21 protein-coding genes and 4 pseudogenes are annotated in these 22669 nt (G+C 56.4%); 18 read left to right on the top strand and 7 right to left on the bottom strand.

Features of this window, described 5'->3' with window-relative positions; all coding sequences use genetic code 11:
* Nucleotides 1-172: 172 nt before the first annotated feature.
* Nucleotides 173-1927 carry a thiamine pyrophosphate-requiring protein gene (locus ACP99_RS14585; RefSeq protein ID WP_081927488.1) on the top strand — a complete coding sequence of 585 codons (1755 nt, stop codon included), beginning with the start codon at nucleotides 173-175 and terminating at the stop codon, nucleotides 1925-1927.
* Nucleotides 1928-2012: 85 nt separating this feature from the next.
* Here ACP99_RS14585 and ACP99_RS14580 read toward each other — a convergent pair whose 3' ends face one another.
* Nucleotides 2013-2393 carry a VOC family protein gene (locus tag ACP99_RS14580; RefSeq protein ID WP_081927487.1) on the bottom strand — a complete coding sequence of 127 codons (381 nt, stop codon included), beginning with the start codon at nucleotides 2391-2393 and terminating at the stop codon, nucleotides 2013-2015.
* Nucleotides 2394-2512: 119 nt separating this feature from the next.
* Here ACP99_RS14580 and ACP99_RS14575 point away from each other — a divergent pair, with 119 nt between their 5' ends.
* From ACP99_RS14575 to ACP99_RS19410, 4 genes are all read left to right on the top strand, one after another.
* Nucleotides 2513-3079 (top strand): UbiX family flavin prenyltransferase, encoded by a 567-nt coding sequence (locus ACP99_RS14575; RefSeq protein ID WP_049987300.1) that lies wholly within the window; start codon nucleotides 2513-2515, stop codon nucleotides 3077-3079.
* Nucleotides 3080-3291: 212 nt separating this feature from the next.
* Nucleotides 3292-4428: an extracellular solute-binding protein gene (locus tag ACP99_RS19415; RefSeq protein ID WP_081927486.1), complete on the top strand. Its 1137-nt coding sequence runs from the start codon at nucleotides 3292-3294 to the stop codon at nucleotides 4426-4428.
* 44 nt (nucleotides 4429-4472) lie between these two features.
* Nucleotides 4473-6182 carry an ABC transporter permease gene (locus tag ACP99_RS14570; protein ID WP_081927485.1) on the top strand — a complete coding sequence of 570 codons (1710 nt, stop codon included), beginning with the start codon at nucleotides 4473-4475 and terminating at the stop codon, nucleotides 6180-6182.
* 126 nt (nucleotides 6183-6308) lie between these two features.
* Nucleotides 6309-7496, top strand: a complete 1188-nt coding sequence (locus ACP99_RS19410; protein WP_081927484.1) for an ABC transporter ATP-binding protein — start codon at nucleotides 6309-6311, stop codon at nucleotides 7494-7496.
* A 94-nt stretch (nucleotides 7497-7590) separates the two neighbouring features.
* Here ACP99_RS19410 and ACP99_RS19405 read toward each other — a convergent pair whose 3' ends face one another.
* Nucleotides 7591-8880, bottom strand: coding sequence for a tyrosine-type recombinase/integrase (locus ACP99_RS19405; RefSeq protein WP_081927483.1), 1290 nt, complete (start codon nucleotides 8878-8880; stop codon nucleotides 7591-7593).
* Between the two features lie 534 nt (nucleotides 8881-9414).
* On the opposite strand from ACP99_RS19405, the pseudogene ACP99_RS21000 reads away from it, so the two are divergent.
* From ACP99_RS21000 to ACP99_RS14545, 5 genes and pseudogenes are all read left to right on the top strand, one after another.
* Nucleotides 9415-9645 (top strand): annotated as a pseudogene (locus tag ACP99_RS21000) (RNA-guided endonuclease TnpB family protein); the annotation flags it as partial.
* A gap of 298 nt (nucleotides 9646-9943) precedes the next feature.
* Nucleotides 9944-10630 (top strand): DUF6166 domain-containing protein, encoded by a 687-nt coding sequence (locus ACP99_RS14555; protein ID WP_049987296.1) that lies wholly within the window; start codon nucleotides 9944-9946, stop codon nucleotides 10628-10630.
* A complete protein-coding gene (locus ACP99_RS20605) occupies nucleotides 10630-10785 on the top strand; it encodes a hypothetical protein (RefSeq protein WP_197052475.1) in 156 nt (51 codons plus the stop codon). The genes ACP99_RS14555 and ACP99_RS20605 overlap by 1 nt, the downstream gene beginning before the upstream one ends.
* Complete coding sequence (locus ACP99_RS14550) at nucleotides 10782-11318, top strand: hypothetical protein (RefSeq protein WP_049987295.1); 537 nt, start codon at nucleotides 10782-10784, stop codon at nucleotides 11316-11318. The genes ACP99_RS20605 and ACP99_RS14550 overlap by 4 nt, the downstream gene beginning before the upstream one ends.
* 170 nt (nucleotides 11319-11488) lie before the next feature.
* Nucleotides 11489-12648: pseudogene (locus ACP99_RS14545) on the top strand (hypothetical protein).
* Nucleotides 12649-12690: 42 nt separating this feature from the next.
* On the opposite strand, the gene ACP99_RS14540 reads toward ACP99_RS14545, so the two are convergent.
* Complete coding sequence (locus ACP99_RS14540; protein ID WP_049987294.1) at nucleotides 12691-13245, bottom strand: peroxiredoxin; 555 nt, start codon at nucleotides 13243-13245, stop codon at nucleotides 12691-12693.
* Between the two features lie 101 nt (nucleotides 13246-13346).
* Entirely contained in the window at nucleotides 13347-13691 is a 345-nt protein-coding gene (locus tag ACP99_RS14535) for a winged helix-turn-helix transcriptional regulator (protein WP_081927482.1), read from the bottom strand.
* Between the two features lie 78 nt (nucleotides 13692-13769).
* Between ACP99_RS14535 and merA the strand changes: the two are divergent.
* From merA to ACP99_RS14510, 5 genes and pseudogenes are all read left to right on the top strand, one after another.
* Nucleotides 13770-15223 (top strand): annotated as a pseudogene (gene merA, locus ACP99_RS21340) (mercury(II) reductase).
* Nucleotides 15224-15400: 177 nt separating this feature from the next.
* Nucleotides 15401-15616 carry a hypothetical protein gene (locus ACP99_RS14525; RefSeq protein WP_049987316.1) on the top strand — a complete coding sequence of 72 codons (216 nt, stop codon included), beginning with the start codon at nucleotides 15401-15403 and terminating at the stop codon, nucleotides 15614-15616.
* Nucleotides 15617-15740: 124 nt separating this feature from the next.
* A complete protein-coding gene (locus tag ACP99_RS14520) occupies nucleotides 15741-16742 on the top strand; it encodes a DUF6610 family protein (protein ID WP_049987292.1) in 1002 nt (333 codons plus the stop codon).
* Nucleotides 16743-16817: 75 nt separating this feature from the next.
* On the top strand, nucleotides 16818-17165 hold the full coding sequence (locus ACP99_RS14515) for a hypothetical protein (RefSeq protein ID WP_049987291.1): 348 nt from the start codon (nucleotides 16818-16820) through the stop codon (nucleotides 17163-17165).
* An 87-nt stretch (nucleotides 17166-17252) separates the two neighbouring features.
* Nucleotides 17253-18182 (top strand): ArdC-like ssDNA-binding domain-containing protein, encoded by a 930-nt coding sequence (locus ACP99_RS14510; RefSeq protein WP_049987290.1) that lies wholly within the window; start codon nucleotides 17253-17255, stop codon nucleotides 18180-18182.
* A gap of 124 nt (nucleotides 18183-18306) precedes the next feature.
* On the opposite strand, the gene ACP99_RS14505 is transcribed toward ACP99_RS14510, so the two are convergent.
* Both ACP99_RS14505 and ACP99_RS14500 read right to left on the bottom strand, forming a co-directional pair.
* The gene (locus ACP99_RS14505) at nucleotides 18307-19002 is read right to left on the bottom strand and encodes a nucleotidyltransferase domain-containing protein (RefSeq protein WP_049987289.1); all 696 of its coding nucleotides are present in this window, start codon (nucleotides 19000-19002) and stop codon (nucleotides 18307-18309) included.
* Nucleotides 18999-19670 (bottom strand): helix-turn-helix domain-containing protein, encoded by a 672-nt coding sequence (locus tag ACP99_RS14500; protein WP_049987288.1) that lies wholly within the window; start codon nucleotides 19668-19670, stop codon nucleotides 18999-19001. Before ACP99_RS14500 ends, ACP99_RS14505 begins: the two co-directional genes overlap by 4 nt.
* 228 nt (nucleotides 19671-19898) lie before the next feature.
* Between ACP99_RS14500 and ACP99_RS14495 the strand changes: the two genes are divergently transcribed.
* The 3 genes and pseudogenes from ACP99_RS14495 to ACP99_RS14485 all read left to right on the top strand — a co-directional run bounded on the left by ACP99_RS14495 (nucleotide 19899) and on the right by ACP99_RS14485 (nucleotide 21555).
* Complete coding sequence (locus tag ACP99_RS14495; protein ID WP_049987287.1) at nucleotides 19899-20720, top strand: hypothetical protein; 822 nt, start codon at nucleotides 19899-19901, stop codon at nucleotides 20718-20720.
* A 91-nt stretch (nucleotides 20721-20811) separates the two neighbouring features.
* Nucleotides 20812-21054: pseudogene (locus ACP99_RS14490) on the top strand (AbrB/MazE/SpoVT family DNA-binding domain-containing protein); the annotation flags it as partial.
* A 66-nt stretch (nucleotides 21055-21120) separates the two neighbouring features.
* The gene (locus ACP99_RS14485; protein WP_049987286.1) at nucleotides 21121-21555 is read left to right on the top strand and encodes a PIN domain-containing protein; all 435 of its coding nucleotides are present in this window, start codon (nucleotides 21121-21123) and stop codon (nucleotides 21553-21555) included.
* 37 nt (nucleotides 21556-21592) lie between these two features.
* Here the strand turns inward: ACP99_RS14485 and ACP99_RS14480 are convergent, their stop codons facing one another.
* Nucleotides 21593-22516 carry a MarR family transcriptional regulator gene (locus tag ACP99_RS14480; protein ID WP_049987285.1) on the bottom strand — a complete coding sequence of 308 codons (924 nt, stop codon included), beginning with the start codon at nucleotides 22514-22516 and terminating at the stop codon, nucleotides 21593-21595.
* Nucleotides 22517-22669: the final 153 nt, after the last annotated feature.

Raw genomic sequence — 22669 nt, 5'->3', positions numbered from 1 at the left:
GATCCGATTGAATGATTTTCGTCCGTCAAACTCTTTCGGTGAGGTTTCCAGGGGACCGTACAACGTCACACCAGTGACTAGGCGGTACTCTACGATACATCTCAGACCTCCATCTGAGAATCCGCCGGAGGAACAATTATATCTTCCCGTACGTGAGATGTGTAGCAGAAGGATGAGCCCAAAGTACCCCAATGAGGAGCCTGACCGCTCCGTCCCAGGGACTGCCACGAGGGACGACTCCACTACCGTGGCAGCAGAGCGGCTTCTCACGTCGCTGCGTGCGCACGGTGTGAGCCACATTTTTGCCAACTTCGGAACCGATCACGGACCACTACTGGAAGCAGCGGCGAGGCTCCAAGCGGCCGGTCGCGGAGACGAACTTCCGGAATTCGTCCTATGTCCGCACGAGTTCGCCGCGATGAGCGCCGCGCACGGATACGCCGTGGCCACCGGACGTCCACAGGCGGTATTCGTCCATGTAGACGTCGGCACCCAAAACTTGGGAGCAGCGATGCACAACGCGCACAAGGGACGTGCACCAGTGCTCCTGTTCGCAGGATTGGCTCCCGTCACAGACACTGGATACGTCGGTTCTAGGGATAACGTCGTCCAGTACTTCCAAGACGTCTTCGATCAACCTGGCATCGTGAGAGAGTACTGCCGCTGGACGGGCGAGTACAAACCCCCCGCGGATCCAGACGCAACAGTCGTCAGAGGGCTCGAACGGGCGATCGATGTGCCGCGAGGACCCGCCTACGTCACGGCGACGCGCGAAGCCCTTGAGACGCCGGTGGCCGTTGATGAAGGAGCCGAGCGGTCGGTCCGGAACCTCGAACGCCTACCGGCGGACGACGCAACTGTCGACGACCTAACCACGTTAGTCGAGGCAGCGGAACGGCCGGTCGTACTGACCAGTGGCTACACAGTTGAGTCGGAGGCGGCGGTGGAAGACCTCGTGGCGTTCGCAGAGGCGGCGGGCGCCGGCGTCGTCGAGCAGTCACCGACGCGACTCTGTTTTCCCCGCACCCACGAACTCCACGCGGGTTTTCGCCCGGAGATTGCTTTCGAGTTCGCCGATCTGGTGCTGGCGGTCGACGCAGATATTCCGTGGACGCCCTACAAAGGTGAACCACTAGATAGCGCGACTGTCGTCCAGATCGATCCGGTGCCGACGAAGCCAAGCTATCCACACTGGGATTTCCAGTTCGATGAGACGGTAACGGCAGATCCGATGGGGACGTTAGCCGCAGTCGCGGACCGCCTTGATTCGGAGGACGCGGGAAGTGCGGAGACGTGGCGAGAGGCTCATCGGACCCGTCGCGAGAACGCTGCGAAGACGCTTTCCGAACACCGGGACGCCGATCACCTCACACCCGCAATCCTTTCAGCTGCCGTCGACGAATTTGCCAGTGAGAATACAACGGTGGTTGCAGACGCAACAACGAGCACAGGATCAGTTCTCCAACATATTGAGCTAACTACACCGGGCAGTTTTTTGGCGTGCACGGGATCCGGGTTAGGGTGGGGAGCGAGCGCCGCTGTCGGTGTTAAACTCGCACATCCCGAGAAGCGTGTTATATCTCTTGTCGGGGACGGTTCATACGTGTTTTCGAATCCAGCAGCGTGCGCGTGGTTGGCTGACTCTCACGATGCCCCTACGCTAACAATCATATACAACAACGGAGGGTGGAACGCGGTATCGCTGGCCACACTTCATCAGCACCCTGAGGGTGTTGTAAGCGAGAAGGGAGTTCCAGGAAGTACATTCGAGCCTCGTCTTAACCTCTCCGCTCCGGCCAACGTCGTCGACGCTTACACGGCGACAGTCACCTCACGGGAAAACCTGAAGCCGAAACTTCAGACGGCCGTTGATGCGGTCGATTCAGGTACACCAGCCGTCCTTGACGTACACTTGGAGCAAGTGTAAGAAAACTAAGATTTGGTGGTTCAAATCGATCCGAGTAACAAGGTGGACCCTACTACAACCCCGAATGGGGGATTCTTTGAACTCGTTAGAGAGGTTGTGAGACCTCTACAACGTACCCATCAGGATCTTCCACAAGGAACAGTCTCCGCCCCCAGTTTGCCTTTTTAAGTTCACATAGAATCTTCTCTTCAGCGTTCGACACCGCCTCGTATTTTCTTTGAATATTATCTACCTCAACGACGAATATCGCACCATCCCCTCGATTGTCACCTGGAGAGTCCAATCCAAACGAAGAGAGCTGTTCCTCGGTGAAATCCTCTTCAAGGACTAATTGAGGGTGTGTTTCTCCAAACTTCGCTCGTCTATCTGCTTGTTCCAGCAATGAGAGGCCGATAGTGTCCTGATAAAATCGGATCGAGGCTTCGATATCAGTCACCATCAGATACGTTTGGTGAATCCGAGCCATAGGAGCAGATAGGTAGGATTTTACTTAATTTCTGCGCGAACAGCGTGATGATGACCAAAGATGGTGTATACGCAATTATGAAACGATAATGGTTTCTAGGTACATTTCTATTAATAGATATGGCACGACGTGTCGTGGTGGCGATGACTGGATCAACAGGCCAAATTTACGGGGTAAGGGTTTTAGAGATTCTCCAAGAGACGGAGTACGAATCTCACCTGATTATTTCTGATGCGGCGAAAATTAACTTGAAACAAGAGTTTGGTCCGGAAGTAAGCGATGTAGAAGAATTGGCTGATGAGGTCTACAATAGTAAGAACGTGGGAGCGGCAGTTGCTAGTGGATCATTCCAGACTGCGGGGATGATAATTGCTCCTTGTTCGATGAAGACGCTCTCGAATATAGCTCATGGAAACAGTGGGTCTTTGATCACCCGCGCAGCCGACGTGATGCTTAAGGAACGACGGCCGCTGGTGATTATGCCGCGGGAAAAACCGTTTAATCGAATCCACCTCCAGAATATGCTCAAAGTGACCGATGCAGGGGGGATTATTATGCCACCATTCCCCTCGTTCTATCAGAACACAGATGACCTCGATGTAATGATCTCACGGACAGTATCACGGACGCTTCGATTACTGAACATTGAAGTCGAGGTCGATGAGTGGACGGGGCTCTCAGGCTGAGTTTCTGTTAGCCTTCAACGGTGACCGTTAGTTTCCAACATACGACACTTTTGGTGAATTAGTACTGTCCGGGTTCCTCTGAAATGTTGTTGCAGATTCTAAAATGGCCGGAGGAAGAGTCCTTCTCTTAGTGAAGCACTCGAAATGCTAAGTTATAACGGACCACAATGATTAAGTTCTACGTCATAGAACGTGAACGATAGGGTACGCCTATGACTAATAAAAGCAGGCATCTTCCCACCCGGCGAGACAGTCTTAAGATCCTCGGCGTGAGCATAGCTGGTCTTGCAGGCTGTACTAGCGGTAATGGGGGAAGTAATGGTGACAGTAGTGCTGACTCCAGTTCCGACGGTAGCGAACCCACAACCTCTCAGGGGACGACGGCTGGTAGTAGTGGATCCGATCTCGAAGATGAGATGACGATCTACACGACGACAGATTACAGTCCCGTCATCGAGGCTTTCGAGAACGAGTACGACGTCACTGTTAATGCGTCCGTGTACTCTGGTCCGCAAACCACAACCCGGTTCCGAACCGAGGAGGAAGCAGGGAATCATAACGCATCAGCGGTTATCGGATCTGCTGACGGACTTGCTTGGCCCAGCGTCCGTCAATACCTTACCGAAGTAGATCTACCCGAAGAAAACAGGAATATCTCACTAAACGACGCGAGAGAAGAGCAGCTCAGTCAACAGGATGCAGTGGGTAAATCTTGGCCAATCCTCTCAATTCTTCGGGGCACGCCGTACAGCACGACAAACGTCGACACGCCACCGATCGAATGGGGAGAATTTACCAATTCCGAGTGGGAAAACCGGTTAATTAATCCGCCGTACAATATGAGGCGGATTTACCTAACTCTCCAACTCCAAGGTTGGGATGACCAACGGGTAGAGGACTATATGATTGCTCTGGATGAGAATATGTCGAGTTACCCGACCCCAGCCCCAGCAAACGTTCAGCAAATAATTGGAGGTCAATCGGATGTCGGTGTGCAGATTCTAACCCACTTCCTTGGTGGACCAATGAACGACGGAGCTCCCGTAGATGTCGCGTATCCGTCTTTCACCTCTGAGCATTACAATGCTGTCGGTGTTTCAGCGAATGCACCCTCACCGAATGCAGCAAAGGCATTCGCTAAGTTCGCAACTACTGAAGCAGGCCAACGGCCTATTCAAGAGGGTATGGGTCTTAATCCGGTGGCTCCGAATTTAGATCACGGGAACTCCGCAATACAAGAACGTATTGACGAGTACGATCCAACAATTATTCCACTTATTCCCACAGAACAGCAGGTGAATGACTCTACAGAATATCTTAATGAAATCCTCTCAATAGAGGTTGGATAGAGCTCGTTTATACGGGAAACACTTTGTAAGATACTCAAGCCCAAATGCTTAGTTCCATATTTACCAGATTACGTAAACAGAGTTTTGATAGTTGGCAGAAAAATCTCAACAATCGAACTGGATTATTTTGGATTGCAGTCGGCTTAGTAGTCCTTTACCTCTATCTACTCGGCATTCCCCTCCTTGCCGTCATTGTCGGGAGTTTCGTCTCCCAAGGAACCTCGTTACTTGGACCTGTACAGCTACAAAATTGGGTTGAGACCTACCAAACTACTCAGCCAGTTTTCGTAACTACGTTAATTTATTCGTTTGGTACAGCGACATTAACCACAGCACTGGCCTGTGGACTCGCTTGGTCGATTGCCCGGACAAATATGCCCTTAGGGAGAGTCTTCTACCTCCTGAGTTTCATAGGATTTCTGTTTCCTCCGGTTGCTTGGGAGATCGTCTGGGTTCGCCTCTTAGGTAACAACGGTGTTTATGCCCAGCTCCTTGGGTTAGAGAGTCTTGGCGTTGGTTCAATACCAGGAATGATTCTTGTTTCGTCAATCCGATTCTTCCCACTTGGGATGGTACTCTTAGTCCCCTTGTTCTCTAGTATGGATAAGACGCTCGAAGAAGCCTCCGAAATATCTGGAGCGGGGACGTTGCGCACCCTTAAAGAGATCACCCTCAAAATGTTACGACCAGGGATTTTTGCGGTGTACTTGCTTGTGTTCATCATCTCACTTGGTTCGTTCCGAGTGCCGCTACTCATAGGCGCACCGAACGGAATCGAAGTTCTCTCACTTACCATCTATCAGAACGTCTCTTCGGATCCTCTCCAATACGGACAGGCGATGACTCAGTCTGTAATATTAGTCGGTATCGCCATTCCCGGTCTTTATATGTACAAGCGATCTCTTGGAAAGACCAAAAAGTTCGCGACGATATCCGGCCGCGGATATACCCGGAATCCCATTGATATCGGGAATTGGCGATATATGCTCTGCGGGCTACTTGCACTGTTCTTCGCCTTCGCAATCATCGTGCCGACTATTATGATAATTTACACATCACTCTTGCCATACTATATCCCTCCCCTCAATTTCCCAGGGATAGACCTCTTTACGCTCGAGGCCTACACTACCGTTATTTCGAATCCCCGCATCCAAAATAGTCTTGGAAATAGCTTAATCGTCGCCGTTGCTGCCACCACATTGTTGGTTATCGGCTCAGTCCTCAATGCGTGGATCGTTCAAAAGACAGATATCAGCTTCCGGCACAAACTCGATTACCTCTCCTTCGCCTCAATCGGTATCCCACCAATACCCCTCGCCGTGGGAATCCTATTTATTTACTTACTCTACATCCCAGGTGGCGACCTTATTTACAACTCGCTGTTAATACTCGTCATCGCGATGTATACTCGATTTATCGCGGGGACAATTCGGGTCATCGAGCCCGGCGTGATCCAGCTCTCATCCGAACTGCTCGAAGCAGGTGAAATCTCTGGTGACTCAGTGATTTCCCGCCTTCGGTACATCGTTCTTCCACTCATCAAGGAGAATATGCAGGCTGCGTGGGGAATGCGCTTTGCAGTTATATTTCTAGAACTTCCAGTGGTTATGCTTCTCGGCTCCCGGAAAACCGAAATGGTTGCACCGGTACTGGTCACGTTACAGAACCAAGCGCAGTTCAGCCAAGTAGCCGCATTTGGAGTTCTTATTATGATTAGTCTCGGGGCGATCATCGTCACAGTCCATCGGCTATAACTTTAGCCAAATTCCTCCGATATATTCTGTTTCACCTATGAGCGAATAAGGTTGTACGACAGTGAAGACGTTCTCTCCCGAAGATATACGTACTTGAAGAAATATTACTACTCTGGGCGAACCACTATGGGATCAGATATCACGCTTCAAGTTGAAAATTTGACAAAATCGTATGGCGACGAAGTAGCTGTCAATAATCTTTCAATGAGTATCGAGGACGGGAATTTAAAATCTCTCCTCGGCCCCTCCGGATGTGGAAAAACCACCACGCTTCGTTGTATCGCAGGCCTCGAAACGCCAGATAGTGGCCAGATATACATCAACGACGAACTCGTCGCAGCGCCCGAAGAGGGCGTGAATATCCCGGCAAAAAATCGCGGCATTGGGATGGTGTTTCAATCCTACGCAGTCTGGCCCCATATGACGGTCGAGCAAAACGTCAGGTACCCTCTGAAAGTGAAAGGCATCGGAACGAAATCTGAACGAGCAGAGAAAGTCGAAAGCATCCTCGAACGAGTAGGACTCGAAGCACACACGGACAATTTAGCCACTAATTTATCAGGAGGTCAACAGCAACGAGTATCGCTCGCTCGCGCACTCGTCGTCGAACCGGACATTCTCCTATTTGACGAACCGCTATCGAACCTAGACGCAAAATTACGGCGAGATATGCGTACCGAAATAAAAGGCCTGCACGAAGAGTTCAACACGACAATCCTCTACGTCACGCATGCCCAAGACGAAGCGATGTTCCTCTCAGATAAGATCGCGCTGATGAACGACGGATCAATCGTTGAAGAGGGTGATCCAATCCATCTCCATACGGAACCCAGGACCTTCTTTGGAATGAACTTTATGGGCCAGTGTAACACCTACAATGGAACCGTGAGGGGTCTGAGAAATGGAATCGCAACAATTGAAAGTGAACTCGGAGAAAACCAAGTTCCAATCAATAATCAAGACGTTAACGACGACGACAGTATCTATCTCTGCTTTCGACCGAAATCGTGTCGAATACTTACTGACGAAGATGAAATCGGCGATACTGAGCCTGTTTTCGACGGAAGAGTACGAATGCGCTCGGCCACCCGAGATTTCGTTGAGTATCGTATCAGCGTTGGGGATTCCAATCTACTTATTCGGACTCTAGACCCTGTTCCAGCCACGGAAGGGGACAGCATCCAGTTCACCGTCGATAAGAGCGATTTCAAGATATTTTTGAGAGAGACCGACGGATCAGCATCAGCAGCCAACACGACTCGAGCAGCGACGGCAGATACCAAAGAATCGGAGAAACCGTCAGTAGCGCAGTGATCATAGAAGTTGTTAATAAGCGAGCGCCGTCTTCTGCTGAATCAAAAGAACACTCCAGAGTCAAAAACCTGCTAGCTTGGTGAGAAAAACACAGTTACGGCAAATTATGATTAACCCGTTGGTCCGTATTTGAGAGTGCTTCAGTCGCCATATCGGCCCGTTCAGCGGCCTCAATGTGCTGGTAAGCTTGTCGAACCTGTTCCTCAGAGTTATCGAGATAGCGGGCTGCAGCAGCGTAGCCGAACTCTCGGACCAGTACCTCACCCATTCCACGACGGCCGCCGTGAGGAGCGAGGTAGTCGTGACGATCGTCATTAACATCGATGTCAGCGGCGTCAGTGAGTCGCTGAAGAACCCGTCGGGCCCCGTCAGTCGTCAATGCTGGTGGGGCCGCAAGTTCCTGTTCGGCCGACACAAGGAGATCGGGCCAAGTTGATCGAACACTTTCAATCGTGTCCTGATCAAGACCACGTTGAGCAAGCCCAGATTGGACGTGCGAAGATAGCGTCGGCCGGTGGAGGGTCGTGAATACTGGCCACTCTTCGGGCGGATCTAATAGTTGCTTGTACCGACGAAGGGGCCCAAGAACGGGTTCCGGAAGTGAGGCTTCTTTCCACTGTTGGTTTTTCCGGTAGACCGTTGCACTGCGGTCCTTGAGTGAGATGTCGCGCCAGCGTAACCCGTCCCGTCCTGGTCGGTCGTCATTCGGATCACGAAGGAACTCTGCCGCCCGCAAGCCCGTGTACGCTAACAGATACGCGAGCGCGCGGTCGCGACACAATTTGATTGCCTCGAAGCGAGCTCGGATTTTCTCGTTCCACAGCTCACTCTCTGGGTCCTCGGCTTCATCGTATGGAACCTCGATATCACCGAAAGTATCGATCGCAGCGCTGGCTTCTGCGTCGACGAATCGCGTAAGGAGGTCTCGATCTGTCGAGTCCCACGCCTGTTGGTCACCTGGACGACGGTTATCACTGTCTGGAAGGGGGTCTTCGGCATCTGACTCCCGGGCGTAGTGCCGTGAGATGTACCCTTGTCCGTGCGCCCACCCACACCACGAAGCCACGTACGCGTAGTAGGTGTTGATTGTCGAGTGGGAGTAGCCCGATCCGCGAAGGTATCGAGCGTAGTCGCCGAACACGGTTGCGTCGAGATCAGCGAAGGTTACGGGTTCCGCCTCTACGATCCCGTTCCACGACGTCGCTGGATCTGCGTTGGCTGGATCGGCTGTCTTCCCGAGTGCCCAGCTGTGGAAGCGGTCGAGTTCTCGCTCTGTGTTGCGACGGTAGTTGCCGCTCTCACCCGTGTCGCCTTTGCCCTTGTCTGTGAGGAACTTTTGGAAGGTCTCGTGGATTGGTGTCTCGGGACTTCGTCGGCCGCTCATAGTTGAGAGAAGGGTTCGCGCATAGTTTCTGATTTGGCTCGGTTGGGTGTACGGGTAGGTTCTACAAAAAGTTACTCGTGATTACTCAACTAAGCACGAGTAATTGAGGTATCGAGATATCCACTAGAGAAGACCTACATTCGGGCTATAAGCGTCTAAGAAGGACTATGTCGGCGCTTCTCGAAGTTATAAATTTTATAATGCTATATAAAAACTAAGAAGTGGCGCAGCAGATGATTTTTGGATATATTCGTTATCCCCACCAAAGTAACACATAAGTATGATTTTTAAGCCTATAAATATTAGATTGGAAGAGGTATTTAGGATTGTTTTGTAGATTTGTCTATATACATTATCATAAAATAATCCGCCCCCCACTGATGGCACTCACAAACCAGCTCAATAGACACCAAAGTGGTGTTGGTAGAGAGCGCAGTCCCCACACGCATATCTTCGGGATGTCTCAGCGGCTTTGTTGAAACTCTCTTGCAGTCTGGCGATTTCCTGAAAAGCCAGTTTATGACCGGAACCGTGTGCTCGAACGACGGCTGTTGGGTCGGTGAGTATCAAGCCGACGTGAACGGGGCGATAAACATTGCAGACCGCTACCGTAGTGGAGAGAGTCACCGCCGAAGCGACCGGACTTCCCGACAGAAGGCCGGTGACGATGACTCGGCTACGGATGGGGCCTCTTTGACCGGGCCACAAGACAGCCACGCCGATGCTGAAAACCAGCAGACGACGCGTGGAACGTATGCGTCTTGAAAACAACAGGCCGCTTCGCTCGGCCTGAAATCCCGTGGTGGGATTCCTCCGCGTGAACGCGGAGGAGGAGGTCAAACGGACGAGGATCAGCAAACCCTCGCTGGCGACGATGCAGCCGCTCGCTGTCTCTTCGAAGAATAGACTTGCCTCTATCGATTGGTTGTCTGATGAATTGTTATAGTCTGAACTATAATAGTCTGAATTCTAACTTTGAAGCGACGCTGAGGGGCTAATAGCCGGTGGTGGTTTTTCGACCCCCAGCAGGGGTGCGGGGAATCCGAACGCCCGCATTCAACCGATGGAGACGAATTCGACTACCGACCCACGAACAGTCGTACAGGATGCGAGTGAGCGATGGCAGGCGAGTACAGACCGCGTTGAGTACGTCGGGATGCGTGTCGACGGAACGCCAGTTGTCCTGAAACTCACCGCACACGAACGCCTCACCCCCAATCGAAGTCACAATCTCGTGCGGCATAGCCCGGCAGAATTCGACTGGGGCTACGTTGGGAGCGGACCGGCACAGCTCGCCTGTGCGCTCCTCCTCGATTACACCGACAACGAAACTGTCGCCCAGCAACACTACATCCAGTTCCGCAACGACGTGGTCAGTCAGCTGGTGTGTGATGGCCCGGCCGACTGCTGGCACCTCACCGGGGAGGATATCGAGGCGGTACTCGCCGAATTCGAAGAGTACCGAGCACTCACGCCAGATGGTGGGACGCCGTCATCGTCACTGCCGGCGAATTGGAGTGCGGTGAGCCGGACAGATCGGACAGTCTTCCAACGTCGGGATATCGACCACTACGTCGTCCTCGCCGAAGGGAGCAAGGAGTGGTTGATCATACTTTGCGCGCAGGGCGACCGGGCGTATCCCGCCCCGCTTGACCATCGAACACTTCCGGTCGAGAACGATCCTGCTTCAGCCGTGCAGGCACTCGTCGCTGAGAGTAACGACCTCGTCGAACCAGAGGAGGCCAACTGATGGAGAACATCCGACTCTCGCGGGCCACGTACCAGCTCATCGAACGCGCCATCACAGCGCTGGAGTGCATCGGCCGAGAACTCGAGCGATACAACGACCGGCACGAGCGAACAGCTGGGAAAGACACAGACGAGACGAATCCCAGCGAATCATGACTGACGAAGCGACGCTTGACTACTTCGAGGGCGAGACATCATCCGGAGAGTCCAGCTCGCTCACACTGGAAGAGCGACTCCTCACCCCGATCTCTCCGTCCATCGGTCTGCGGGTGATTGCCGGGCGCGGCGATCCGCTCTATCTCCAAAATCGGGGAACAGAACGGTATCTTTTCCGCGACGATCACGACCGGTGGTTCATTCTTCAACCCTCGGCGAAGGACTCAGAAGAGGCGTTCGTCCGCTGGGTGTATCTCCCAGCAGACCGGCCCGAACGGCTGGCGCAGTCGGCGCTTCGTCGACGGACAGTGATCGGCTATGATTATGTTCAGCGGTCGGCTGCACCAGATCCAGTCAGGTCGACGGTGACGGCGATGTTCGTCACGGAACGCTGGCCCGAGACGGCCTACGAATGTGGGTCGTGCGAGGCGCTGTTCGACACGGCACAAGAGCACGCCCTCCACTGCTGGGACGCACATCCGTGGGTGCCGAATCCTGAACAGGTGCGCCGTCGACGCCACGCCGACGAGTGAATTCAAGGACCGAAGCCAGGTATCGGGACCGTCCAGATGATTAACCAACATTGCTGGATTTTTGGTAGAATGTTGGTTAAGAGTGGTTGTTTTTGCGCCCGTGAGAGGGGCGCAGGGCGCGTGATGAGAGCGCCGGTGCGGATGACGAATTCGATTTCGAGGTGACTGCAATGAAAGACCCAGAATCCAGAACCGTGTTCGCTGGCGTCGACGGACGAACCGATACAGAACTACCCGACTGGTACCGCCGGAAGAAAACGGTCGACGAACCGAAATCCTTCGCCGAGACGATTCGTGACCTCCCGCAGGCCGTCGAGACGACAGTCGCATACCGGAATCCCTACTCCGACGAGTGGGTCGAAACGGAGCGCTTCAACGCCTTAGTCGAGCCGACGAGAGCGCGCGACCACGCGACAGACGATGAGCCCGACGCAGACCCACTATTTCACGTCCCTACGGACAGTTACGCGATCATTAATCCGGTCGACGTGTACAGGCCCTTGGAAGAGGTTCTTCGCGAGAAGACCATCGACGGGACGCCGCTCGGCGATGTGATGTTCGGCGAGATCCGGCGCTACCGGGGCGGGGGCGAAGTCCATATGGACGTGATGTTCGACGGTCTCGAAGTCCGGCTGCCGGGGCGATCGGACCCGATCACGATGGGCGTGACCTCCGGCTACGACTTCTTCGGTGAGCACGCCGTCTACGTAGAGGGATTCGCTCAGGACGGGTACTGCTCGAATTCGATGCGCTCGCTCACCGACAAGGAAGTCATCAAGCACGTCGGGGACGTTCGGGACTTTCGGACCTGGTGGGAGGAGATTCTCGCCCAGGTCGAACTCGTCGCCGACGATCTCTTCGAGTTCATCCGAGATGCGCAGGAGATTGATCTCGAGTTCTCCGAGCTCCCGTTTACCGTCACCGAGTTTTACAGCCTGCTGGGATTCCCGGACTATCTCGCAGAGCGTGCTGCCGAGGATGCCGAGGCGAACGCTGCGTCGCCGTTCGAGATCGATATGTGGACGCTGCACTCCGGCGCGACGTACGCGCTCACTCACTTCTTCCAGGGCAAGGAGGGTGCGTCGCTGGACGGCTACGTCCGCACGGCCAACGACATCCTGTTCAACCCCGAGGTACCATCGAGCGCGTCGAGCGAGCCTACGAGGAGCAGCTCGAGGCGGACGGCGACGACGGGTCGCAGGCGTCGCTCGCCGGCGAGCGTGCGCTCGCGAGCATCGAGCGCGTCAGCGACGATCTACAGGAGAAGGTCGACCAGTTCGAGGAGCGTGAAGATGCGCTGCGTGAGCGGTTCCAAGAGGCGATGGGCTGATTGTCGGAGCGGCGTTCACTGAAACTGTCCTCAAACAGCCGTTTACGTGAGCGGTTCCGGTTCCTCGTTATATTCGACGACTAATTCGACATCATCAGGACCGAATTCATCGCGTTCCGCTTCCAGCGTATCAAGAGCGTCTTTAACCGGGAAGAAATCCGGCTTCTCGAGTGCATCTTCTGTGGCCCAAGCGTATCGAATCGTTTGCTCCGAATCGATGAGGAACACAGCACGCTGTGGAACGCGCTCGTGGTTCTCCCATTCGTCATAACAGACATCATACGACTCGGCAACCCGCCCGGAGCTATCACTAAGTAACGGAAAATTGAGGCCGTATTCCTCGGCGAATGCTCGGTGGGCGTAGACGCTGTCCCCAGAAATTGCCCAGACATCGAGCGCCGGCGTCAGCTGAAACCACTCTGCATCGCGGATCGCACACAGTTCGTTGGTACAAACAGGACTGAAATCAAATGGGTAAAAAACTAGCAACGCAGCCCGATCATCCGCAGTTGTCTCATCCAAGCTGTACTCGGTTTGTTCTCCGTCACGGAGACCTGGAAGAGTGAATGACGGTGCAGAGGCTCCCTCGTTTATCATGCGTCACAGTAGCATATGAAGAAAGGATAGTCTTGGGGCTAACACCCCCACCTGAATGGAGTAGCCTCAAATGTGGGATGAAATTCACTGGAATCCGTACGTCAGGAGTTCGCCGTCGCCCACTCAAGAAGGGGTTCTAATCTCGAACGAATCTCATCCCCCTCGTCAGTTAGCGCGTATTCGACGCGTGGCGGAATTTCGTTGTACTGCGTCCGTGAGACGAGTCCTGCCTCCTCAAACTCGTCGAGGCGTTTCGAGATTGTCGACGTGCTCGCCGTCGGGAGATGCGCCTCGATCTCCGCGAACCGCAGTGAATCGTGTGCGCCGATGATGCTGACGAGTTGCATCGCGTATTTCCGGCTCAACGTGTCGATGACACCCGTGAGCGGACAGTAGCACGTGCCGTCGACATCGCACGCTGGCGCCGATGAGGTAGTATCTGCCATAGCTTCGTGGCCTCCAACCTACTCTATAGCTTCGGACTCTGGAGTATAAGAACTTCCTGTCGTAAAGTATCGGTATAGATGACTCACACCTCCGACTATGATCTCGTGATTCTCGGTGGTGGCGCCGCAGCCTTCGCCGCGATCACCGAAGCGAGCCGGCGGGATCTCTCGACGGCGATGGTGAACACCGGCTTGCCCATCGGCGGGACCTGCGTGAACGTCGGCTGTGTCCCGAGTAAACATCTACTTGCCGTCGCCGAGAGCGGCGCTGCAGCGTTGGAGAATCCCTTCGACGCCGTTCGATACCCCGAGGAACCGACTGTCGACTGGGCCGACGCCCTTGACGGTACCGAGGAACTCGTCGAGCGGTTCCGGCAGGAGAACTACGTCGATGTTGCCGAGCATTTCGAGACCGACATCTACGAGGCTACGGCCAGCTGGTCGACGACACGACCATCGAGGTCATCGACGGCGCCGACGAGGGGGCGCACATCACTGGGGAGAAGGCACTCGTTGCGACCGGAAGTTCGCCCTGGGCGCCACCGATCGACGGGCTCAACGAAGTCGAGTACTACACGAGCGAGACCATCCTCGAGGAGCGCGACCTTCCCGAGAGTATTCTGATAGTCGGCGGCGGGTACATCGCGCTGGAGTGGGGCCAGATCCTCCACCGTGTCGGCGTCGACGTGAAGGTTCTCCAGCGCTCCGGTCACGTGCTCTCAGGAATGGAAGGCCAGCTCGGCCGGGAGATGCAACGAGCCTTCCGCGAGGAGGGAATCAACATCGTGACCAGTAACGACTTCCAGCAGGTTCAGGATGTGGCTACCGACAGTGGTGCTGACCCTGGTCAGAAGGGCGTCGCTGTGGAGACTGTCATCGAGGACGAGGAGCGAGCGTTCACCGCAGAGGCGTTATTCGTCGCGACCGGCGTCCAGCCCAACAGCGAGGACATCGGCTTGGAAGCAGTCGGCGTCGAGACCGAATCCGATGGCGCGATCCGTGTCGACGAGCATTTCCAGACGACGAGTCCCGACATCTACGCAGCGGGTGACGTGATCGGCGAGCCCGAACTGGAGACGGTCGCCGCCAAGGAGGGCAATCACGCCGTCAAGAACGCCTTCGGGGACGAGGGCGTCAGCATCGACTTCGACGCGGTGCCAGCAGTCGTGTTCACCAGCCCGGAAGTCGCCGCGGTCGGGACGACCGAACTGGAGTACAAGGACGAGCACGGTACCTGTTCGTGCCGAACCGTCCAGATGGCGGATGTTCCGCGAGCAAAAGCCGTCGAAAACACGGATGGCCTCGTCCAGGTCGTCAAACACCACGAGACTGACGAAATCGTCGGCGTCCATATGGTTGGCCCCCGTGCCGCCGACATGATCATGGAAGCGACGCTGGCGGTGAGGTTCGGCCTCACCGTCGACGACATCATCGACACGATCCACCCGTTCCCCACATTCAGCGAGGCGTTCAAACACGCCTGTCAGGCGTTTCGGCGGGATACGTCGACGATGAGCTGCTGTATCGAATGAAACGGGCTCATAGCCCCTGGTAGCGATATAAAGTGGTTCGAAGTTGCGTAGGAGGAGGAGATTCTGGTCTGGGATTCCATCTGAGTATCATCGCTCGGCAGCCACCTTTTTGGAAAACCAGCCGTCGCTGTATAGAGTATCGTTTTTGTTGGCCCTCAAGGGGTGGAGGGCACCGATATGGAGAGAGCAAACGACGCCGAAAATGACGAATTCCCGCCAGAAAAGCGGCTTGAAGCATCGAACACGCGCCTGATCAAAGCAGGAATCGCGACGATTCCGGATATGGAAACCCTCCAGCAGTGTGTCGCTTACGAGAACGCCCACCAGAATCGGACGCAGATTCTTCGCCGGCTCAAGTGGAAGGCAGAAGAGCTGCGTGAGAACGAAGAGTAAGCTCTATTCTTAACCAACACACTTCGCGTGGATTCCCTCTATTGTTGGTTAATCCGCTGTGCCTCGGTTTTTCCGGCCCCTGAAAGGGTGCGGGGCAGTCAGCAGCGGCCTCGCGAGCCTAATCATGTCCCTCGAGCTGAGCTCCAAAGCCAACACGGCGAGTGAAATCGCTGCCGCCAGACAAACAGAGTTCGTGGCGTTCCTCCACCGAGCTCCCTTCGCCGGCGATGCTCTCGCCCTCGGATTTCTCCCCGGGTTTCGGGAAGACTGCGGGTATCAGACGGATCAGTACCTGAATCTCGAGATTCCCGTTGGGATGCTCGACAACGATTTCCGGAATCCCGATCTGGAGCGGTTCGTCGACCGCTTCTTCGAGTACGAACCAGAAGTCGGGGTCATCGGGGACGTCGACGAAATCGACGACATCGACGCCCACGTCGCTGCCGCTCGTGAGATTCAAGCGAGCTACCCAGAGGCCGATCTCATCATCGTCCCAAAGTCCCGAGCGGTGATCGACGCGATTCCCGAGGACCTCATCCTCGGGTATTCACGGGGATACGCCGACCGCCTGGCCCACGAATTCTCCGACCCAGCGGATTGGAGAGGGCGACGCGTCCACATCCTCGGCGGAAGTCCGCCCAAGCAGCTCAATGCCATTCGACAGCTGACCAGACCGACACTCACCGATGTGCCACCGGCAGACATCGTCGGGGTCGACTGGAATGGGCTCCATCGCGGCGCACAGTTCGGTGAGTTCTGGACGGCCGACGGCTGGGACGACAGCGGTCGCGACGCCGACCATGTCACCGTCCGAAAGACGGTGCGTCACAGCCTCGTCCGCGTCCGCGAGTTCTGGCAGCAACACGGGGTCTGGCCTGAGTCGACACCGGAAGACGAGGGGCTGACCGTCGAGTACGAGGGCCCGAGTCCTGCCGATCTCGAGGACGCCGCCTGTACCGAGTGCGGGACGAACGTCTGGCAAACTCGCCGCGGCCCGTACGTCGCCGAATACGACACCGGCGCAATCTGTGGATACTGCAGCTACGAGTGCTACTTCAGCCACCGTCATCGGAACAACCTGGAGGAGATCGCTGGCGAACAGAGTGTCTACATCCCTCCAGCGTGACGCAGCGTGCTGTTTTTCGAGCCCGGGTAGAGGGCGGAGGCTCGGTCGTGAGCCTTCGTCCAGAGGTGACTTTCCGTGAGCCAGCAACAACCTGTAGACGACGTTTCAGTCGATGAGATTCCGATCGAGATCTCGAACACCCATTCCGGGGAGATAGAACCAGCCGACGTGCCCGGAGAAATCGAGTCGATAACCCGTGGTTTAGCAAGCGAACAGCCGCCGACGAACCCACTGGTCGTGCTGAAAGCGGCCCGGTGGTGGTACATTCACGGCAAGGGCGGTACGGATCCCGCCTTCCGGTGGGCCATCGAGTGGGCGCGCCACCTTGCGACCGACACGCCTAGCGACGTCGAGCGGTTCGACGAGTTCCTCAAGTACCTCGTTACGGTCGGCTTCGCTGACGAGACCCACGAACTCCGATAACCGAGAGGGTAGTTTTTCTTCGCCCCCTGAGGGGTGCGGCGCGTTCTGAACTGCTGCAGTCGCGGTGAACTCGATTCGGTGAACACAATGGCTACGACCAGTAATCCGTCGGTTTCCTTCGAGGAGACCGACACGCGAGACGACGAGATGCACAGTACCATCGAACAGTGGATCGACGAGCTCGTCGCAGACGTCGACGAGGCAAAAGCCAGCCAACAGTTTCAAGAGTGGCTCGATGTCCAGTCCCGATTCCACGACTACTCCCATCGCAACACCCTCTTGATCAAGCTCCAGTGTCCCGAGGCAACCCGCGTGGCGGGCTACAATACGTGGCGGTCGGAGTTCGACCGGCACGTCCAAGAGGGCGAACAGGCGATCTGGATTTGGGCACCCATTATTACAAAGCAGTGCCCTGAGTGCGAGAACTCGCCGAGCTACCACGAGCAAAGCGACTGTGACTACGACGAGACACCGCCCGAGGAGTGGTCCAAAGGACTGGTTGGATTCAAACCAACGGCAGTCTTCGATGTGTCTCAAACCGAGGGCGAACCGCTCCCCGAGCTGGAAACCGAGGCAGCTGGAGACGCCGACGGCCTGGTGCCAGCACTCCTCGATGCAGCAACTACGCTCGATATAGACGTCCGTGTCGTCGACGCTGCTGAGTGGGAGCATGGCGACGCAAAAGGCGTCTGCAAACACCGGAATCTCCACGAATGCCAACCCGTCGTCGAAGCGAAAGCCCGAGCGAACCAGGCCGACCTCGCGGTGACGCTGATTCACGAGTACGCCCACGCACTGCTCCATTTCGATGGCGACGACGAACCCGAACGCGCGAAACGCGAGGTCGAAGCCGAAGCCGTTGCGTACATCGTCGGGCGGTATTTCGACCTGGATACGAGTGGTTCAGCGTTCTATCTTGCCGCGTGGCAGGACGACGATGCGGAGAGCATTCAGGAGCGACTCGGCCGGATCAGTTCGACCGCGCAGGAGATCATCGGGACGGTCGCCGAGAGCTGAACACGCCTTCCCCGGCTGTTAACCAACGCCTTGGGGTATCTTGTCCACTCTGTTGGTTAATTCGTTCGGCGTCCGCTCCTGCGTGTTTCGATCGGTCCCAAGACATACCCACCGGCAGTCGATGTTATAGTTCAGAATCGATTCGGCGCTGCTGGTCACGAAGGAACTCAACGACTGCATCGATATCCTGTTCGGGAACCGTTTGCTGTTCGAAGACCCCTTTGAACGCGTCCGCAAAATCCTCCGACGTGAGTCGGTCGAGGACAGTCTCGATGCGACCAGCGAGCTTCTCGGACTCCCCGCGATGCAGATGAGTCGCGATCCGGTCGAAATCCGCGCCAGCAGCAAGCACCACCAGATCCCGGGAGTCTGCCTTGCGACCACTGTGAAGTTTCACCGCGAACAGCAGTTCCCGTTCCGGAATCCTGGCTGTTATTGGTCGACCGGTTCGCAGTTCCTCCGTGACTGAGTGCTGTGCTAGATAGCGATATGACCACTCGGCTTCCGTCTGGCGACAGCCCAGCGCGTCGACCATCGCGTCGAACCGAACCGGATTCCCGATGTCTTTCGTAAACCGGATAGTTCGGCCCTCGTAGAGTTCGTTTCGCTCGACATCGGCCGTTTTCTCGTAGCCGCGGCCGGTGAGAAGCGCGGTGTAGTCGTCGACCGCCTGCGCCGGAATGACGACGTCGACGTCAGTAGTGAACCGTTGATTGAACGCCGCGATCGCCCATCCACCGACGAGCACGTACGGCAGGTCAGCGTCAATGACTGCCGCCAGGGTGTCCAACAATTCGTCTTCGCGTTCACCGAGGCTCATGCATTGAGACGCGGATCCTCGTGGGACGCGTCGATATCGCGGTCGTACTCGTCGGCGATCATCTCCAACGCTGGCTCGTAGTTCACCCGGTACTCCAACATGTGCTCGATTGTCTCGTCCAACGGAATGACCGGATTGCCGTCGACCCACTCGCGAGTGATCTCCCCACTCGTCGGGAACAACACGTACGAGACGGCCGCGTCGGAGTCGGTCGCGTCCGGCCGCTCTTCGATCCGGCTCGGAATCCCGAACTCATCAAAGAACGCTGTCCACCGTTCGACGTCCTGGTCGGCGACCTGGATGAAGATCGGATAATCGTCGTGGCCGCGAGCGATCTGATAGCCGCCGTGGGTCCAGACGTAGACGCCGTCGATTTTCGTGTACGCAAAGGGCATCCCGGCGAAGTGTGGAATGACGTAGCCGTCGTCGATCGAAGGGGGAACAGCGCGAGAGATGGCCGCGACGAGGTCGTAGTAGCGATCCCTGACAGCGTAATTCTCGATGTAGATGCCGTCCTCACGCCGGATGAAGCCTGCGTCCTCCAACCGCTCGATCCAGTCGTAGACCCACGAGTAGGAGCCGTCGATCTTCTGGGCGATCCGACGAATCGAGTCGCCCGGCCGGGCCGCGACCATGATCTTCGCCGCGGTCTCGTCGACGTACTCCATCATCGTTAGTTATCGGTATCGCATCTAACTGTATTAGTCTTGTCCCCCGTATTCCCTATAAAATTATCTCTATACAAATATACCATTCTTGGCTCCGGTAATCCGATCCGGCTCAGAATTTGAGCGGAGATGAATTAACCAACAGAGGATACGATGGATCGCTATTTGTTGGTTAAGTTTTTCAGCGCCCGCCAAGGGGCGGAGGCGCACTCCCGTCTTCACCGACCCATGATTGACCGATATCTAACGACCGTTCTCGACGAGGCAGAGCGAGTCGCAGAGCACCACGAGCAGGTCGCCCAATCTTCGGACCATCCGGAACACGAGTATCTCCGGTACGCCGTCCTTCGGCTGCTCGAAGGAGAGGCTGACGACACATCGGTGGAAGTACCGCAGGTTGACGGCGTGACTGTCGGCTACGGAGAGGACGACGCGATGTGCAACAGTTGGGACGACGACGTCGAGTGGTGGGAGACGGTTCCGCCGCAGGAGGAGTGTACTCGCTTCCGGGTGTTCTACCCCGACGAGTACGACGCTGTTCCGCGAGTCATCGTCGACGTGATGGCAGCACTCGGGGCGTGGCGTGTCTGGATCGGGAGCGCAGCCGCCTGTGGCTCCTACGACCATCGCGAGCGCCGTGAGATCCACTACCTGTGGCCGGAAGGCCATCCGGTGGAGGAAGTGCTCCACGAGCGGCTCAGTGGCCCTGCGGAAGCCGTCGCTCCGGACGGGGGTCGAACGGGCGACGTTCGCGACCGACTGGTCGTCGACGAGAACACACAGTCGCAGGACGATCTCGAGCCCCGCACGGCGCGTGCCGTCGCTGAAGCGATGGACGTCTCGCTCCTCTCGAAAGGTGGCCGCTACGAAGTACAGTCCGCGTCCGGAAACCGGTACGAAGTTGACGTCGTCGACGAGTCGTGTTCCTGTCCCGACTGGCAGCAGCGCTCACCCGAAGGCGGCTGTAAGCATCTGCGTCGCGTCGATCACGAGATCAAACAGGGTCGTGTTCCACGTCCGGATGGTCGGCTCCCAACGACCTCAGGGTAAATCGCCATCTTTCTCGTCGGAATCGCTCTTATGCGACTGAGTAGTGTGGCGGCACACTAGACTTTTCACGGCCGGTCACCTACCGTGAGGTATGAGTAGCGACAGAATCGACGCCGAAAGCAAGGTGTCTGGAAACCAGGCAAACATCCCCGCCCGGATTCGGCGGGAACTCGATATTGACGATGGTGACCAGCTCCGGTGGCAGCTCGAAGACGACGGGAGCATTCGGGTCCACGTCATCCAACAGCAAACGGGCACGTTCGCCGACTTCGACGGCTACGCTGGTGAAGAGCCGACCGATGTAACGAGCGATCACGACGACTGGGGCGTCGACGAGAGCCGACGGCTCTCGTCTGCCAACCAGAACGCTTCGCGTTCTGGTGACGTCGACGTCGAGTAAATGCCCCGTGCACTCATCGATACGACGGTCCTCTTTGCCGCCACATATCGGCGGGATGGATCTCACGATGCCGCACTCCCAGTGCTCCACGGCATCGACGATGGAACGCTCCCGGAGGCAGTCGTCCTCGACTACGTGCTCGCGGAAACGCTCAACGGCCTCACGACCCACGCCGGCCACGACGCAGCCGTCGATCTCCTCGATCGCATCGAAGAAAACGCCCGCTTCCACATCGACTCCCTCACCACCGATGCCCTCGCGACCGGGAAGGCCCTCTTTCGCCAACACGAACCCCTCTCCTTCGTCGATGCCTGCATTGTCGCGTATATGCAAACCGAAGGGCTCGGCTACCTGTATGCGTTTGACGACGATTTTGACGCCGTCGAGGATGTCTATCGGCTCGATACAGCAACGAATCCCTACGATCCGAACTGACGCTGGCAGACGACACGGCTGGTGGCGATGTTCACGCTCAGGCTAGTCGTACCTCGTAGTCAGCCGCCAGCTCCTGGAACTCGTCCCACTCCGGGAGCCGGTCGTCGTCGACCTCGCCGTGCGTCTCGAGGTAGCGGAGCAAGGCGTCGATTTCGTCTTCGAGACCATACTTCGCCGCCTGCTCTCGGAGGTCCGCCTCGTCGACGTCGACGTGGCTGAGCAGGAGGAGACAGTACGAGCGGTGGCGGCTGCCGTCGTCGATCAATAGCGTGTGACAGCAAAGTTCCGCCGGCGAGACTGCGTCGAGATCCTCGGAGTAGAAGTAGTAGCGATGGCCGGTGAGCAGGAACTGGAGGTCGAAGGCCGCGAACCGAGCGAGGCCGGTTTCGTGGAACGCCTCCGCGTCGATCTCCGTCTCGGCCTGCGCGAGGAATTCGTCGTAGTCCGCCCAGAGAATCGTGCCCTTCAGGGCGACGGCTTCGAGGTGCTGGCGATGCAGATGGTGTGCAAGTTCACGTGCGAACGCGTGGAGGCGGCCGAAGTCGGCGTTGAACTCGTAGTGGCCGTCGACGGTCCCGACGAGCCCGCGGTCACGAAACCGCTTGAGGACGCGGTTGACCGTGTTGCGGTAGTTGTCGCTCCGGTCGGCGATCTCGGAGACGGTCAGCGGCTGGTCAAGGTAGTACAGCACTTCGAGTGCCTTCCCGGTTAGCAGCTCGGGGAAGTCGATGTGGGAGTGCTGGCGAACGAGGTCCTGGTAGAGTTCGACGGCACGAGCATTCGATGGGACGACTCGTTTTCGGCGGCCGTCACGTTCCGTATAGACGAGCCCCTTCTCGACGAGGTCGCCGACGGCACGGGAGAGGTAGCTCTCGCTGTGGTCAAGCTTCGTCGCGAGCTCGGAGATCGTGTCGCCGCGGTCGACCGTGGCGAGGACCTCAAGCTCGATGCGCCGGAGCACGGCGTAACATAGTACGAAACTTATTTATAAAGAAGTTTCGAGTAGTGTTACAGACAGCCATTATGAGAACCGTCTCCATCGTATTAACCAACAAAACTATGGAGTCGCGGGTAGTGTTGGTTAACACGAGAGCAGCCGATGTCCTACGAACCC

It is taken from the genome of Halobellus rufus (assembly GCF_000739575.1).
Taxonomy (GTDB): domain Archaea; phylum Halobacteriota; class Halobacteria; order Halobacteriales; family Haloferacaceae; genus Haloquadratum; species Haloquadratum rufum.
The sequence above is the reverse complement of the archived record's forward strand: the minus strand, read 5'-3'. Positions and strand labels throughout refer to the sequence as shown.

Coding starts and splice junctions, on each gene's coding strand:
- ACP99_RS14525 (WP_049987316.1), top strand. CDS start 15,401: ATGGAGAGAGCAAACGACGCCGAAAATGACGAATTCCCGCCAGAAAAG.
- ACP99_RS14510 (WP_049987290.1), top strand. CDS start 17,253: ATGGCTACGACCAGTAATCCGTCGGTTTCCTTCGAGGAGACCGACACG.
- ACP99_RS14570 (WP_081927485.1), top strand. CDS start 4,473: ATGCTTAGTTCCATATTTACCAGATTACGTAAACAGAGTTTTGATAGT.
- ACP99_RS14505 (WP_049987289.1), bottom strand. CDS start 19,002: ATGAGCCTCGGTGAACGCGAAGACGAATTGTTGGACACCCTGGCGGCA.
- ACP99_RS19415 (WP_081927486.1), top strand. CDS start 3,292: ATGACTAATAAAAGCAGGCATCTTCCCACCCGGCGAGACAGTCTTAAG.
- ACP99_RS14580 (WP_081927487.1), bottom strand. CDS start 2,393: ATGGCTCGGATTCACCAAACGTATCTGATGGTGACTGATATCGAAGCC.
- ACP99_RS14575 (WP_049987300.1), top strand. CDS start 2,513: ATGGCACGACGTGTCGTGGTGGCGATGACTGGATCAACAGGCCAAATT.
- ACP99_RS14585 (WP_081927488.1), top strand. CDS start 173: ATGAGCCCAAAGTACCCCAATGAGGAGCCTGACCGCTCCGTCCCAGGG.
- ACP99_RS14555 (WP_049987296.1), top strand. CDS start 9,944: ATGGAGACGAATTCGACTACCGACCCACGAACAGTCGTACAGGATGCG.
- ACP99_RS14550 (WP_049987295.1), top strand. CDS start 10,782: ATGACTGACGAAGCGACGCTTGACTACTTCGAGGGCGAGACATCATCC.
- ACP99_RS19410 (WP_081927484.1), top strand. CDS start 6,309: ATGGGATCAGATATCACGCTTCAAGTTGAAAATTTGACAAAATCGTAT.
- ACP99_RS20605 (WP_197052475.1), top strand. CDS start 10,630: ATGGAGAACATCCGACTCTCGCGGGCCACGTACCAGCTCATCGAACGC.
- ACP99_RS19405 (WP_081927483.1), bottom strand. CDS start 8,880: ATGAGCGGCCGACGAAGTCCCGAGACACCAATCCACGAGACCTTCCAA.
- ACP99_RS14520 (WP_049987292.1), top strand. CDS start 15,741: ATGTCCCTCGAGCTGAGCTCCAAAGCCAACACGGCGAGTGAAATCGCT.
- ACP99_RS14540 (WP_049987294.1), bottom strand. CDS start 13,245: ATGATAAACGAGGGAGCCTCTGCACCGTCATTCACTCTTCCAGGTCTC.
- ACP99_RS14485 (WP_049987286.1), top strand. CDS start 21,121: ATGCCCCGTGCACTCATCGATACGACGGTCCTCTTTGCCGCCACATAT.
- ACP99_RS14535 (WP_081927482.1), bottom strand. CDS start 13,691: ATGGCAGATACTACCTCATCGGCGCCAGCGTGCGATGTCGACGGCACG.
- ACP99_RS14495 (WP_049987287.1), top strand. CDS start 19,899: ATGATTGACCGATATCTAACGACCGTTCTCGACGAGGCAGAGCGAGTC.
- ACP99_RS14500 (WP_049987288.1), bottom strand. CDS start 19,670: ATGGAGTACGTCGACGAGACCGCGGCGAAGATCATGGTCGCGGCCCGG.